Origin of the sequence: Polynucleobacter meluiroseus (genome assembly GCF_900205755.1) — a bacterium.
In the GTDB taxonomy this organism is placed as follows: Bacteria; Pseudomonadota; Gammaproteobacteria; order Burkholderiales; family Burkholderiaceae; genus Polynucleobacter; species Polynucleobacter meluiroseus.
On sequence record NZ_OANS01000002.1, the window covers coordinates 86,053 to 98,906 of the forward strand.

Here is a 12,854-nt window from a genome sequence, read left to right on the forward strand (position 1 = left end):
AAGAAAGAGATTTTGGGGTCATTGACCGTCTCAGTTCGGCCAATAGCGGCCTATGGAAAGAGCTAGCTCCCCTCTGAGGCGTAGTCGCACGTTCGAATCGTGCTGGGCAGGCCAAAGGCCTGACTGGCCGATGAGGTCTAGTCAAAAAATCTGATTTTTCACTGCCCTAAAGGAGTGCAAGTAACCAGGAAACTTTCATATGGACCTGATATTATTACTTCTAATAATAAAACAATGAAGAATCAATTTGAAAACTCCATCTAACATTGAACCAAAAAATCAGTCTCGCCGTGATTTACTAACATCAGGAGCGGCCGTTATAGGTAGTACGCTCTTGCCTGCCGGTGTACAAAATGCACAGGCTCAATCCAGCTCCAATAAGCTTCCTCAGGTTGATGCTCCAGCTGGTTACAACATTCTCTTTGTTTTGGTGGACCAGGAGCATTTCTTTAATAAGTGGCCGATTCCAGTTCCCGCTAGAGAAGCTATTAAAAAGAAAGCGATAACATTTGTTAATCATCAAAATGCATCAGTTCAATGCTCTTCAGCACGTTCAGTGATATATACGGGTCAACATATTCAACATTCTGGAATATTTGATAACCTTAATTTTTTATGGCAACCTGATTTATCTTCAAAAGTAAAAACCATTGGGCATCGTCTCAATGAGCTCGGTTATTATCCCGCTTATCAAGGTAAGTGGCATCTTTCTTACAACATGGATCAAGCCAAGCATGCTTACAATGCGCCACTAGATACTTACCGCAAGATCATTGAAGGATATGGCTTTCATGACTTTTTAGGTTTTGGAGATATTTGCGATAAAGAGTGGGGCGGTTATACCTTTGATAAAGCTAACGTTGCCTCTGCTGTAGCATGGCTTCGCAATCAAGGACAGAAATTAAAAGCAAAAAAACAGCCCTGGTATTTAGCTGTCAATATTGTGAATCCTCATGATGTTGCATATTACAACTCTGACTTGCCCAATGAAACTCAACAACAAAATAGCGCTGCTATTCCAGTGCCAAGAGCGCCAACAGATGATTTATACAAGGCGACTTGGGATAGTTACCCGTTACCAGAAAGCCGCAAGCAGGCATTAGATGCGCCTGGTCGACCTGCTGCTCATAAGATTTATCAGGAAGCCTGGAATGCAGTCTGTGGCAATTGGCCAAATGAAGATCGGCGCTGGAGATCTTTGCTGAACTATTATTTCAATTGCATTCGTGATAGCGATGAAAATGTGGCTGCTGTCATGAAGGGGCTTAAAGATAGTGGAATGGAAGATAACACTATCGTTATTTTTACTGCCGATCATGGTGAATTAGGTGGTTCCCATCAAATGCGGGGCAAAGGAACTACAGCCTACAAAGAGCAAAATCATTTGCCGCTCATGATTATTCATCCGGCTTACCCCGGTGGCAAGGAATGCAAAGCGGTCACATCACAAGTAGATTTGGCTACAACAATTATTTCATTAACTGGTAAAGATGCTGCCTCCAGGAAAAAGGCAGCGGATGGTCTTCCAGGTCGGGATTTAGTGCCGCTATTAAAAAATCCTGAGAAGGCTGATCTCGAGTCCCTCAGACCGGGCGCACTATATAACTTCAACATGCTCTCTTTTGTTGATGTAAAGTGGGCTAGAAGAACATACCCTTGGATGTTTAGTGGCCATGTGCCAACCCAAGAGGAAATAAAGCTTCTGACAGTCAATGAGCCAAATTTCTCAACACGCTCAGCGATGAGAAGTGCATCAAATGGGCGCTATCGTTTTTCTCGTTATTTCTCACCATTGAAATTTAATACGCCAACTACTTTTGAGGAGTTGATAGCTAACAATGATTTGGAACTCTTTGATTTACAAAATGATCCAGCTGAAATGAATAATTTGGCAATGAATCCTAAGCAGAATGCTGAACTCATTATGGCGATGAATAAGTTGACCAATGATTTAATTGCACAAGAAGTAGGTGTTGATGATGGCAGCTTCTTGCCGATTCGCAATGGGAAGTGGTATTTTCCGAATAAAAATCAAAGGTAGTTTTGAGTTTGAGTCACTGACTGCTTTGGGTCGGACACGGTCATCCTTAATTAAGCAGGCCGACAGATCGCTTTGAGACTCAAAGGAGTCCAACGCACCTGTGATTTGTCGAAGAGATTAATGGCGAGATTGAAGCTGAAAATTATTCTTAAATCCGGCAATCACTTACTCGAAGGCAGTGAGAAAATTCGACCCTAAATTTGTGCAATAGAACTTATGCCAAACCAATATAAACAAGGAGTTACAGGCGATCAGCACTCAATTCTATTGCACAATCTCAAGTCTGTAACTCATTGATTTATATAGATATTATGCCACTCCGATGTAGGGGCTACGAACCAAGGGGTCGTGGGTTCAATTCCTGCCAGCCGCACCAACTATAAGGGCCTCCACTCGGAGGCCCTTACCTTTTATGGCCTAGATCGCCATAAGGAAGTATTTTTCTGTATAAAGTGATCTTCATTAGGCCCCTTTTTTTGTAGTAGAGTAATCGTTCAGCAAAACCCATAGGAGTAGAAATGTCCCTCAGAATCAATGATATTGCGCCTAACTTTACGGCTAAGACAACTCAAGGTGAGATCGATTTCCATCAATGGATTGGCGACCATTACGCAATCTTGTTTTCTCATCCAAAAGATTTCACGCCGGTTTGTACAACGGAATTGGGCTACATGGCCAAAATTGAAGAAGAATTCACTAAGCGTAATACGAAGCTTATTGGACTCTCCATTGATCCAGTAGAGAATCACAGCAATTGGGCCAAAGATATTGAAGAGACCCAAGGCTACGCTGTTAAATATCCCATGATCGGCGACACCGATTTAGCTGTAGCGAAGCTGTACAACATGTTGCCTGCAGGCGACGTGGCAGCTGATGGCAGAACCGCAGCAACTAATGCTACTGTGAGATCAGTATTTATTATTGGACCAGATAAAAAAATCAAACTGATGATGACCTATCCAATGACAACTGGTCGTAACTTCAATGAAATTATTCGCGTCTTGGATTCCATTCAATTGACTGCGGGTCATAAGGTAGCCACACCAGTGAACTGGATTAATGGCGACGATGTCATCATTGCTGGTTCTGTTTCTGATGAAGAAGCAAAAACAATGTTCCCCGATGGATGGAAAGCGCTGAAGCCTTATTTGCGGATTGTTAAGCAACCTAACACTTAAATATAGAGTTGACGTTTTCTCTAGTCTAGTCTGCATCATGAAAGCCACCCTCGGTTGGCTTTTGCTTTTTCTGTTCGTTAACAGACAGACCGAATGCTGAGCCGTTCTTAAGATTGAGTCACTTAGTAGTGTGTGCAATCAAATAGGACGAACCATGAATCAGGCAGAAACATTCGCGGACATATACGCAGACAAATCACTTCGTTTATTAGATATCGTCTATGAATTACATGCTAGCGACAAAGGATATCCTTATCAAAATCTCCCCTTCGCTTCTTATAAGGACGGAAAGGTGATCCTGAAAGACAATCTATTGACCGAGTTGCAAAAGAACCCGGACGCAAACCTTACTGCTTGAGCTCAAGCCAATATCGTGCAACTTTTTGAGTGTGACATCAGCAGCTATTTGATGCATGCTTGAAAACGGCTTAGTAGAGCTGAGTTATCGCAGCGTATCTAGTAACGATATCGGCACGCTTGGTCTCATGAGACTGAGTGAATCGTCGTATCGCTGGAATGTTGCGCACCAGCTCACCAGCGTATTGTTTTACGAGAACGGCCACTTCGGGCAGTTACTAGAAGGTGGAAGAAGTGCGGTAGAGGAGCTTTGGGGGCGGATTCAGAAAGACCCACGGCATCGAGAAATTCACTTACTGGGAATCCGCCCAATTACAGCGCGGCGTTTCCCGAACTCCCCCTTGCGGTTATACGATGGCAAAGTTTTTGCTGCGGGTATTCCTGAGCTTAAGGTCAAGCTGATTGACAATATCTCTGCGCTAGATGTAGAGCTGGAAAAAGTTAAGGTGGCTTTGGGCTTTGGAGAAAACACCGCCTCTAGCGCTTGATTAAGCATCCCAACTTGGTGCAATAAAATTAGCCGCTCGTGAGCGGTTTTTTTATTATGAAAGAAGAAAAATAGATTCACCATGTAATACAAAGTCTTAGCGAGGTATATGAAGAATTTACAAGAGACTTTGGCTTGAGTAGTTATAAAAAATGTCACCGCTTAGTCATATTGACCCACTATAAATACGGCATACCTATGGGATATGTAGAGTAATTCTGTCCAATGCGGAGAACCAGTTTGTTCTGGCAGCCCCTAGGTAACCAAATAACGCAAATTGCATCATTGCAGTTTAATAAGCCTGAGCCTAGGCGCGGTCAGCCAAGGCTCTATCTCCCCATCTCTTTTTCTTTCTCTTGGGGCTTTTTAAGGCGTCCCTTGAAAGATCCCTTATAGTTCCCCTATGGTACGTCAGGACCCTTCAATACAGGCTCAATCAGCCCCAGTTGCCGTCTGGCAGCAAAAGGACTCAAAGCAAGCTCAAGTTGCCTTGAGCGGGCAGATTAATGTCTATACCCTGGCAGGAGTTTGGACGGATATTATTCAGAAGCAAGCGCTTTGGCTTGAGCAAGGTGGCAGTAACGACCAGTCACTCGTGTTTGACGCCTCCAAAGTGAGCTTCTTAGATGGAGCCGGCATTGCATTTCTCATCGATGTAGAGGAAGCGCAAAAAAAAGCAGGGGGTCAATTTGAGATTCAGGGGCTAGATCCCAAGTATGGGCCGCTCTTGAAAGAGTTTGAGCCGATTAATCAGCTTTTCCCTACGCCCACGAATAAACCTAAGCGCAGCTTTATTGTGAGTACTGGGATGGCGACCCAAAATTTACTCGATGACGCGTATGGTTTGGTGAGCTTTACGGGGCATCTTGGGGCTGATTTATTTTGGTCTCTATTACATATAAAGCAGGTGCGTTGGGGTGACTTTGTTAATGCAGCTGTTCAGGCAGGTATTGCTGCCTTGCCCATCGTTGGGCTAGTCTCCTTTTTAATTGGCGTTATTTTGTCGTTTCAGGCTGCCATAGGTATGGAGCAGTTTGGGGCAGTGTCTTTTGTAGGACCTTTGGCTGCTTTAGGTATTGTGCGCGAGATGGGCCCATTAATTACGGCGATCTTGCTCGCTGGACGCTCATCTGCCGCCTTTGCTGCTGAGATTGGCACCATGACCGTCAACAGTGAAGTGGATGCCTTAATCACGGGCGGGCTGAGCCCCATTCGGTTTTTGGTAGTGCCCAGGGTACTGGCAGGAATTTTGGTTATGCCCATCCTTGCTCTTTTCGCTGACGTGGTGAGTATTTTTGCATCCATGTGCACGATGTTGCTCTACGGTGTTCCCTTTATTAATTTCTATAACGGGATGTTGGAGGCGGTGGGTCTAGAAGACGTCTTCTCTGGCTTAGTGAAGGCCACCTTATTTGGTGTTGTGGTTTCTGCAATGGGTTGCTTACGGGGCATGCAGACTGGCACTGGCGCAGCGGCGGTGGGTATTTCAGCAACCCGAGCCGTGGTCAGCAGTATTGTGATGATTGTGTTGGTGGACGGCATCTTTGCTTATATTTCTTACATAACAGGCTTTTGATGAACACCGCCAATACCCTGAATCCTATTAGCACCGCCATTGATGTAGAAAATCTCACGATTGGATACGGCGATCAGATTTTGTTGCAGAATTTGAATTTCTCGGTGACCAGTGGAGAGATCTTCGTCATTCTCGGTGGTTCGGGTTGCGGGAAGTCCAGCCTGCTAAAAAACTTATTTGGTTTATATCAACCCATTGCAGGCGATGTGCTGATTGAAGGCCAAAATATTACAAAGGCAGTGGGTGCTGAGCGCCAACGCATCATGACGAGTTTTGGTGTGATGTACCAAGAGGGTGCTTTATTTGGTTCCATGAATTTGTTGGATAACGTGACGCTATTCATGGAGGAGTACACCCAACTCACTAAAGACCAAATGAATTTACTGGCACGTTGCAAATTGGATTTGGTTGGACTCTTACCGTATGAGAGTTATATGCCGAGTGAAATCAGTGGCGGCATGCAAAAAAGGGCAGCTATTGCACGAGCCATGGCCTTAGATCCAAAAATTTTGTTTTTAGATGAACCTTCTGCGGGACTTGACCCGATTACTTCTGCGGATTTAGATCGCACCATCTTAGATTTATCTAAAAATTTAGGATTTACCTTTGTCATTGTTTCGCATGAGCTAGCGAGTATTTATGCCATTGCCGATACCGTCATCATGTTGGATAAAGGGGCTAAGGGCATCATCGCTCAAGGCGATCCCAAGGCATTAAGAGATACCAGTCAAGATCCTAGAGTGCATCAATTCTTTAATCGCATCATGAGCAAGGAAGCAGCATGAGTAATAACTCCAATCCGAATTATTTCCGCCTTGGCCTATTTGTACTGGGTGCCATTGGCGCATTGATCGCCGTGATTTTAATTTTTGGTTCCGGCCAGTTATTTAAATCTTCATTCATTGTGGAAACGTACATTAAGCAATCGGTTACAGGCCTGGACACTGGCGCAGCAGTGCGCTTTCGGGGCGTCAAGATTGGTCAGGTGAAATCTATTGGCTTATCCGGAAACATCTATGAGCGGGATGTCCCAATGGCAAGTCGGCATGAATATGTGGTGGTGCGGATGCAGATTTTTGCTTCCAAAGTAGAGGAAGAGCATCTCAGCAAATATATTAGCGATGGCTTACGCGCACGCATTAAATCGATGGGTATTACAGGCGTCAATTATATTGAATTCGATTTTGCGGGAAAATCTAGTATCGCAACATACCAACCCTTAGCTTACGATTGGAACGCAGACTATCCAGTGATTCCTTCGTTGCCCAATCAAGCGGATGAAATTATTTCAGGCATTCAAAAAATTGTTGCCTCACTGGGCGATGCAGATTTAGCCGGGACGCAAAAAAAGTTTGATACTTTATTAAGCAACCTGAATCAGGTGATGGCTGGCGACGGGCAGAACAATCAAGGCATCATTCAATCAGTGCGTGACTTAAATGTCTTGCTTGATCGCATTGCGAAAGTGACTGACAAAGGTGAGTTAAATATATTGATGCGTGAACTTATAGCCACGATGGTTACTTTACGCCAGACCCTGGGCTCTGTTCAGGGCGACACGACAGCGAGCATGGAGAACATTAAATTAGCTACCGAGCAATTAAATGAATTAACTCGGGTTGCTAGCCAATCTCCTGCAAGTTTGATCTGGGGCGAGCCGCCCCCTCGGATTACGCCACCAATGAATGGGGAGCAAAAATGAGCACGTCCATGATGAAAACGAAATTGAGTTTAAAGCCACTGCTAGGCCTTGCACTTCTACTACTTCTGAACGCCTGTTCCTTGCCTACGCGACCTGCAGTTGAGCCCGAAAGTTGGTTGGTGGCGCCTCAAAGAGCGGGCACCCCTTTTAAGCCCAGAACGGACATTTGGTTAAAGATGGGGGCGGTTGCTGTGACTCCACCTTTCGATGGCAAATCTTTAGTCTACCGTTTAGGTGATCAACGCTATGTCAAAGATTTTTATAATGTGTATTCTGTTTTGCCTAACCAGATGGTCGCTAATGCAACCCGTCAGTGGGTGAATAATGCGAACATATTTGCGATGACGGTAGGGGAGGGCAATAGCTTCTTCCCTTATTACACCCTACAGGCATCGGTTGAGGAGTTTTATGGGGACTATCGCGTGCGCCCTGAGGCTGTGGTTACCGTAGAGTTTTTTCTGACGGCGACAAACGGCGCAAAAACGAATCCGATTATTGGGGTAAACCGCTATTCCAAGCGCGTCACCTTGAGGGACAATAGTCCAGCAGCGCTTGTTTTGGGTCAGCAGGAAGCTTTAGCAGAGATCCTGAAACAATACGAAGTAGATCTATACAAGTACACAGCGCACCTGCCACCTCCTATGGGAAGTTAATTATGAAATGGTTTACTCGTCGTATTTTGTGCGGAGATGCATCCCAGATCTTCGTTGTGCTGCTCGGTCTGAGCGTTTGTTTGCCAGTCATTGCGCAAACCTATCCAACTAAGCCTATACGCCTCATTGTGCCGTTTGCCCCAGGCGGTAGCACGGATATCATTGCGCGCTCTGTGGCGGATGGACTTGGTCGGCAACTTGGCCAACCGGTGATTGTGGAAAACAAGCCTGGTGGTGGTGGCACGGTAGGTACCACTGAAGTCATTCGCGCATCTAAGGATGGCTATACCATTGGCATGGCGACCGTATCCGCCACTGCTGCCAACCCTGCAATTAACCCAAAGACCGGCTACGACCCATTGAAGGATCTCACAGCCATTAGTAATATTGCTGCTACCCCGAATGTGATTGCCGTTAACCCTGCCTTTCCGGCAAAGGATTACAAAACCTTCTTGGCCGAGTTAAAAGCACACCCTGGTCAATATTCATATGCTAGCTCAGGCACGGGTGGTATTGGTCATCTGCAGACAGAATTATTTAAAAGTTTAGCGGGGGTGTACTTAGTGCACATTCCCTATCGAGGCGGTGGCCCGGCTTTAGCGGATACGGTTGGCGGTCAAGTCCCTATGATTTTTGATAATTTGCCGTCGGCTCTTCCCTTTATTAAAGACGGCAAGCTCATTCCAATTGTTGTGGCAGCGCCTAAGCGTTTGACGCAATTGCCAAACGTACCAACCTTCGCCGAAGTCGGTTTGGCGCCAGTCAATCGGATGGCGTACTATGGTCTGATTGGTCCCGCTGGGATGCCCAAAGACGTGGTGGAAAAGATCTATACCAGCCTTCAAAAAGCGGTTGCTGAGCCCGCCATACGCAGACGAATTGAAGATACTGGTTCCTTGATTAACGTCAATGGGCCAGAAGCTTTTACAAAAGAAATTGCTGCAGAGTACGCGATCTACAAAGAAGTCGTGGCAACGCAAAAATTGCAGTTAGATTAAAGTTAAATTAAATAAGCTCAACAACGGGTATTAAGTAAGTTATGGATTTAGGAATACAGGGTAAGGTTGCATTGGTGTTGGCTTCGAGCCGCGGATTAGGACAGGCAATCGCGGTCGCTTTGGCGCGGGAAGGGGTGAAGGTAGCCGTGACCGGGCGCAATGCGGACGGTCTGCAACAATCCGTGAAATTGATCGAGGCGGCTGGGGGGAGCGCTTTGGCCTTGACTTGGGATCTGGCAGACAAATCAGCCATCGACCAAATGATTACTAGGGTTGAGCAAGAGCTTGGACCAATTGATATTCTGATCAATAACACCGGTGGACCACCACCCACGCCTGCAGCTGGCCAAGACCCAGCGTTGTGGCAAAAAAGTTTTAACGATATGGTCTTATCTTTAATTAGCATTACAGATCGAGTATTGCCTGGTATGCGGCAGCGGGGTTGGGGACGGATTATTACGAGTACGACTTCCGGTGCCATTGCCCCAATTAAAAACTTAGCCATATCTAACACTTTAAGAGCGGCTTTATTAGCTTGGTCTAAAACCTTGTCTGCTGAAGTAGCCCCAGACGGAATTACCGTAAATGTCATCATGCCTGGCCGTGTAGCGACAGATCGCTTACGTCAATTAGATGAAGCAAGGGCGCAACGAGAGGGCATTAGTTACGACGCTGTAGTGCAGTCGAGTCTGAAACAAATCCCGATGGGGCGCTATGGCGACCCTCAAGAGTACGGTGACACGGCAGCCTTTTTGGCGAGTCAAGCGGCCTCATTTATTACTGGTTCAGTCATTCGTGTCGACGGCGGTCAAATACAAGCGATTTAAGTCAGGTGCTCATTCGCTTTTACAGACAATTCAAACGGGATCTGCGCTCTAGCGAGTTGATTTGGCTGTTTGTCGCGCTGACTTTATCGGTCACCGCACTGGCTAGTGTCAATTTTTTAACGGATCGTTTGCAACGGGCTTTTCAGTTCGATGCGCGCCAATTGTTAGCTGCTGATTTATTGTTAGTCAGTGATCAAGTGCTGCCACCCCGTTTTTTGGCTGAGGCGCAAAAGCGCCAATTGCAAATAGCCCAAACAGTTGTTTTCCCCAGCATGGCCACGGTTGGCTCGCATAGCAAACTCAGTTCACTTAAAGCCGTTAGCAGCAACTACCCATTACGTGGCAAATTGTCTGTGGATGCCATGTCTGGAGCGGGAGCGCAACTGAGTTCTCGCGGTCCGTCCAAGGGGGCTGTATGGGTTGAGCCGAGCTTACTGGATAGCTTGCATGCCCATGTGGGCGATCGCATTAGTTTAGGCACCCAAGTTTTTTTAATTAATGGGGTCTTAATTAGAGAGCTTGATCGGGGCGCAGGCTTCATGAATTTTGCGCCACGCGTGATGATGTCTGATGAGGACTTGGCCTCTACTGGTTTAATCGGTTTTGGAAGTCGGGTCACCTATCGCTTATTGTTAGCGGGTCCTGATGAAGCAATTCAAGATTATGCGCAATGGGCTAAGCAAGTCATTGAATCTGAAGGTCTGCGCGGTTTACGGATTGAGACTTTAGAAAATGCCCAGCCCCTGATGCGCAAAACGTTAGAGCGAGCTGATCATTTTTTATCTTTAGTAGCCTTGCTCACCGCAATGGTGGCAGCAGTTGCCATTGCTTTATCCGCGCGGCGCTATGTTTTAAAGCAGGCTGACGTGTGCGCAGTGATGAAATGCTTCGGTGCCAGCCAACAAGCTATTTTGAGGCGACAAATTAACACTTTGGCGTGCTTAGGGGTGGTAGCTGCTCTATCTGGGGTGGCGCTTGGTTATGTTGCCCAAGAAATACTGATCCGTTTATTAGGCAATTTAATCATCGCGTCCTTACCGTCAGCTTCTCTTTGGCCCATTGTCTGGAGCACTTTATTTTCCTGGTGCCTCCTAGTGGGTTTTGCTGGGCCGGCTTTAATGAGTTTAGTGACGGTATCACCCATTCGTTTAGTGCGTAAAGAATTTGATGGTGTATCTATTAAGGCAATCTGGGTTGCCGTATTCGGTATCGCTACTTGTGCTGTTTTAATTTTGATTGCTGCGCGTGATTGGCGCTTGGCCGCTTGGGTGGGTTTGGTTTTTGGAGCGGCAGTACTATTATTTTCTGGATTAGCCTGGTTGGCTTTGCGTTTATTGAGCCGCTTACATGTGCAGCATTTTGCGGTGAGGTTTGCGCTGATTCTGCAAGCGCGCAGGGCTTCATTTGTGATTATTCAAGTCACTGCGTTGGGCATCGCCATTATGGCGTTCTTACTCATTTTCTTATTGCGCCAAGATCTGCTGATGACTTGGCAAGGAAGCATTCCTGCTAATGCACCTAATCGATTCATGATTAACGTTCAAGCAGATCAAAAGCAGGGGATTACTCAAACCTTGCTTGCTGCTGCCATTGAGAACCCGAGTTTCTATCCGATGATTCGTGGCCGCTTGATTGCAGTCAACCAGCGCAATATCACCCCGCAAGATTACGCGGATGACAATGCCCAGCGCTTAATTGACCGCGAATTCAATCTATCGTATGCGCAGCAGTTACCCCCTGGTAATCGCATTACTGCAGGTCATTGGCTCGAGGGGGGTAAGCCACAAATTTCTTTAGAAACAGGCGTTGCCAAAACACTCAAACTTCAATTGGGTGATGTCATGACGTTCGAGGTAGCAGGAGAAAAAATCTCTGCGCCTGTAACTTCACTGCGTAAACTCGACTGGGGATCAATGCGCGTGAACTTCTTTGTCATCATGCCTCCTGCGCAATTACAAACACTGCCGCAGTCTTGGATCACTGCTTACTATCAAGCCCCTCAACAAGCGACCTTAGATTTTGAGTTGACGCAGGCGTATCCTAATTTGACCGTTGTAGATGTTGCTGCCTCTCTGCAGCAAATTCAGGAGGTGCTAAATCATTTGGCTTCGGCGCTAGGTCTGTTGTTTGCATTTACGATCGTGGCGGCCACCTTGGTATTGGTGACATCCATTTCTGCTACGCAGGATGAGCGCTTTCGTAATGCTGCTTTATTAAAGGCTATTGGTGCCTCCCGTAAAACTTTGTCACAGATTGCCAATGCAGAGCTTGTGATGATTGGCCTCATGGCGGGAAGCTTGGCAGGTCTTGCCGCTGGCGGTGCGGCGTGGGCCTTAGGTCGTTACGTCCTCGAAATAGAATTCATGGCGTTTTTCAAAGCACTTTTCTTAGGCGTAGTTTTAGGGGTAGTAGCTTGTCTTCTTGCGGGCTATTATTTCCAACGAAAAATTCAAAATGCCACCGCAGTGACCTGTCTTCGAGAGATTTAACGCCGCTTAAGAAAGCGTTACAAGGCTCTTAGGAATTTGCACAATGCGGGTGCCAGCAATCCGATCTGGTACGTCTTGGCGCAAGCCAGTAGGCTTAGGATCAATGAAGATGCTCAGCGGCCAAAAAAATAAAGAGGTGACAAAGAGCATTTCAATGATCTGCCATTCTTTTAGGTGCAGGATCGCTTGTAGGCCGATACAGGGCAAAATCCATAATGAACCCAGAAGGTAACGACGCAGCGCTAATCTGCGCGTCAGATTAAATCCACCTGGCCCGATGATCCGCAGGTTCCAGGTTTGCATGGCCAGCGTCTGGCCGGACTTAGTCCAGTACCAAACAAAGTAAATGCCTAGCACCGCGTAAAGATAACAAAAGCTAAGCCAGCTAGGCAAAGCTAAGCCAAATAGCATGCCTAAGGCAAGGTTTGGTAGTAAAAAGCACAGCGCAATGACGCCCAATAACACTAGTTGCTCATAGAGTGCGCAGGCAACGCGCCGCCAAAATAGGGGTGCGGGCAATGCATTGAATTCTGCTGGGGTCATACC

The 12,854-nt window shown here is 46.4% G+C and carries 12 protein-coding genes; 11 read left to right on the plus strand and 1 reads right to left on the minus strand.

The window, feature by feature from the left end:
• Nucleotides 1-247 precede the first annotated feature (247 nt).
• From CP950_RS03645 to CP950_RS03695, 11 genes are all read left to right on the plus strand, one after another.
• The gene (locus tag CP950_RS03645) at nucleotides 248-2,041 is read left to right on the plus strand and encodes a sulfatase family protein (RefSeq protein WP_207760201.1); all 1,794 of its coding nucleotides are present in this window, start codon (nucleotides 248-250) and stop codon (nucleotides 2,039-2,041) included.
• Nucleotides 2,042-2,559: 518 nt separating this feature from the next.
• A complete protein-coding gene (locus tag CP950_RS03650) occupies nucleotides 2,560-3,219 on the plus strand; it encodes a peroxiredoxin (RefSeq protein ID WP_096672526.1) in 660 nt (219 codons plus the stop codon).
• Between the two features lie 154 nt (nucleotides 3,220-3,373).
• Nucleotides 3,374-3,577 (plus strand): hypothetical protein, encoded by a 204-nt coding sequence (locus tag CP950_RS03655; protein ID WP_096672527.1) that lies wholly within the window; start codon nucleotides 3,374-3,376, stop codon nucleotides 3,575-3,577.
• A gap of 55 nt (nucleotides 3,578-3,632) precedes the next feature.
• Nucleotides 3,633-4,064 (plus strand): BLUF domain-containing protein, encoded by a 432-nt coding sequence (locus tag CP950_RS03660; protein WP_096672528.1) that lies wholly within the window; start codon nucleotides 3,633-3,635, stop codon nucleotides 4,062-4,064.
• A gap of 402 nt (nucleotides 4,065-4,466) precedes the next feature.
• Complete coding sequence (locus CP950_RS03665) at nucleotides 4,467-5,639, plus strand: ABC transporter permease (protein ID WP_096672529.1); 1,173 nt, start codon at nucleotides 4,467-4,469, stop codon at nucleotides 5,637-5,639.
• Nucleotides 5,639-6,424 (plus strand): ABC transporter ATP-binding protein, encoded by a 786-nt coding sequence (locus CP950_RS03670; protein WP_207760202.1) that lies wholly within the window; start codon nucleotides 5,639-5,641, stop codon nucleotides 6,422-6,424. Before CP950_RS03665 ends, CP950_RS03670 begins: the two co-directional genes overlap by 1 nt.
• Nucleotides 6,421-7,341, plus strand: a complete 921-nt coding sequence (locus CP950_RS03675) for an MlaD family protein (protein ID WP_096672530.1) — start codon at nucleotides 6,421-6,423, stop codon at nucleotides 7,339-7,341. Before CP950_RS03670 ends, CP950_RS03675 begins: the two co-directional genes overlap by 4 nt.
• A complete protein-coding gene (locus CP950_RS03680) occupies nucleotides 7,338-7,994 on the plus strand; it encodes a PqiC family protein (protein ID WP_096672531.1) in 657 nt (218 codons plus the stop codon). The genes CP950_RS03675 and CP950_RS03680 overlap by 4 nt, the downstream gene beginning before the upstream one ends.
• Nucleotides 7,995-7,996: 2 nt before the next feature.
• Nucleotides 7,997-8,992: a tripartite tricarboxylate transporter substrate binding protein BugE gene (locus tag CP950_RS03685; protein WP_096672532.1), complete on the plus strand. Its 996-nt coding sequence runs from the start codon at nucleotides 7,997-7,999 to the stop codon at nucleotides 8,990-8,992.
• 41 nt (nucleotides 8,993-9,033) lie between these two features.
• Nucleotides 9,034-9,819, plus strand: a complete 786-nt coding sequence (locus tag CP950_RS03690; RefSeq protein WP_096672533.1) for an SDR family oxidoreductase — start codon at nucleotides 9,034-9,036, stop codon at nucleotides 9,817-9,819.
• 56 nt (nucleotides 9,820-9,875) lie between these two features.
• The gene (locus CP950_RS03695; RefSeq protein ID WP_243391913.1) at nucleotides 9,876-12,308 is read left to right on the plus strand and encodes an ABC transporter permease; all 2,433 of its coding nucleotides are present in this window, start codon (nucleotides 9,876-9,878) and stop codon (nucleotides 12,306-12,308) included.
• A 6-nt stretch (nucleotides 12,309-12,314) separates the two neighbouring features.
• Here the strand turns inward: CP950_RS03695 and CP950_RS03700 are convergent, their stop codons facing one another.
• Nucleotides 12,315-12,851 carry an RDD family protein gene (locus CP950_RS03700; protein WP_096672535.1) on the minus strand — a complete coding sequence of 179 codons (537 nt, stop codon included), beginning with the start codon at nucleotides 12,849-12,851 and terminating at the stop codon, nucleotides 12,315-12,317.
• Nucleotides 12,852-12,854 lie beyond the last annotated feature (3 nt).

Coding starts and splice junctions, on each gene's coding strand:
- CP950_RS03650 (WP_096672526.1), top strand. CDS start 2,560: ATGTCCCTCAGAATCAATGATATTGCGCCTAACTTTACGGCTAAGACA.
- CP950_RS03655 (WP_096672527.1), top strand. CDS start 3,374: ATGAATCAGGCAGAAACATTCGCGGACATATACGCAGACAAATCACTT.
- CP950_RS03660 (WP_096672528.1), top strand. CDS start 3,633: ATGCTTGAAAACGGCTTAGTAGAGCTGAGTTATCGCAGCGTATCTAGT.
- CP950_RS03665 (WP_096672529.1), top strand. CDS start 4,467: ATGGTACGTCAGGACCCTTCAATACAGGCTCAATCAGCCCCAGTTGCC.
- CP950_RS03670 (WP_207760202.1), top strand. CDS start 5,639: ATGAACACCGCCAATACCCTGAATCCTATTAGCACCGCCATTGATGTA.
- CP950_RS03675 (WP_096672530.1), top strand. CDS start 6,421: ATGAGTAATAACTCCAATCCGAATTATTTCCGCCTTGGCCTATTTGTA.
- CP950_RS03680 (WP_096672531.1), top strand. CDS start 7,338: ATGAGCACGTCCATGATGAAAACGAAATTGAGTTTAAAGCCACTGCTA.
- CP950_RS03685 (WP_096672532.1), top strand. CDS start 7,997: ATGAAATGGTTTACTCGTCGTATTTTGTGCGGAGATGCATCCCAGATC.
- CP950_RS03690 (WP_096672533.1), top strand. CDS start 9,034: ATGGATTTAGGAATACAGGGTAAGGTTGCATTGGTGTTGGCTTCGAGC.
- CP950_RS03700 (WP_096672535.1), bottom strand. CDS start 12,851: ATGACCCCAGCAGAATTCAATGCATTGCCCGCACCCCTATTTTGGCGG.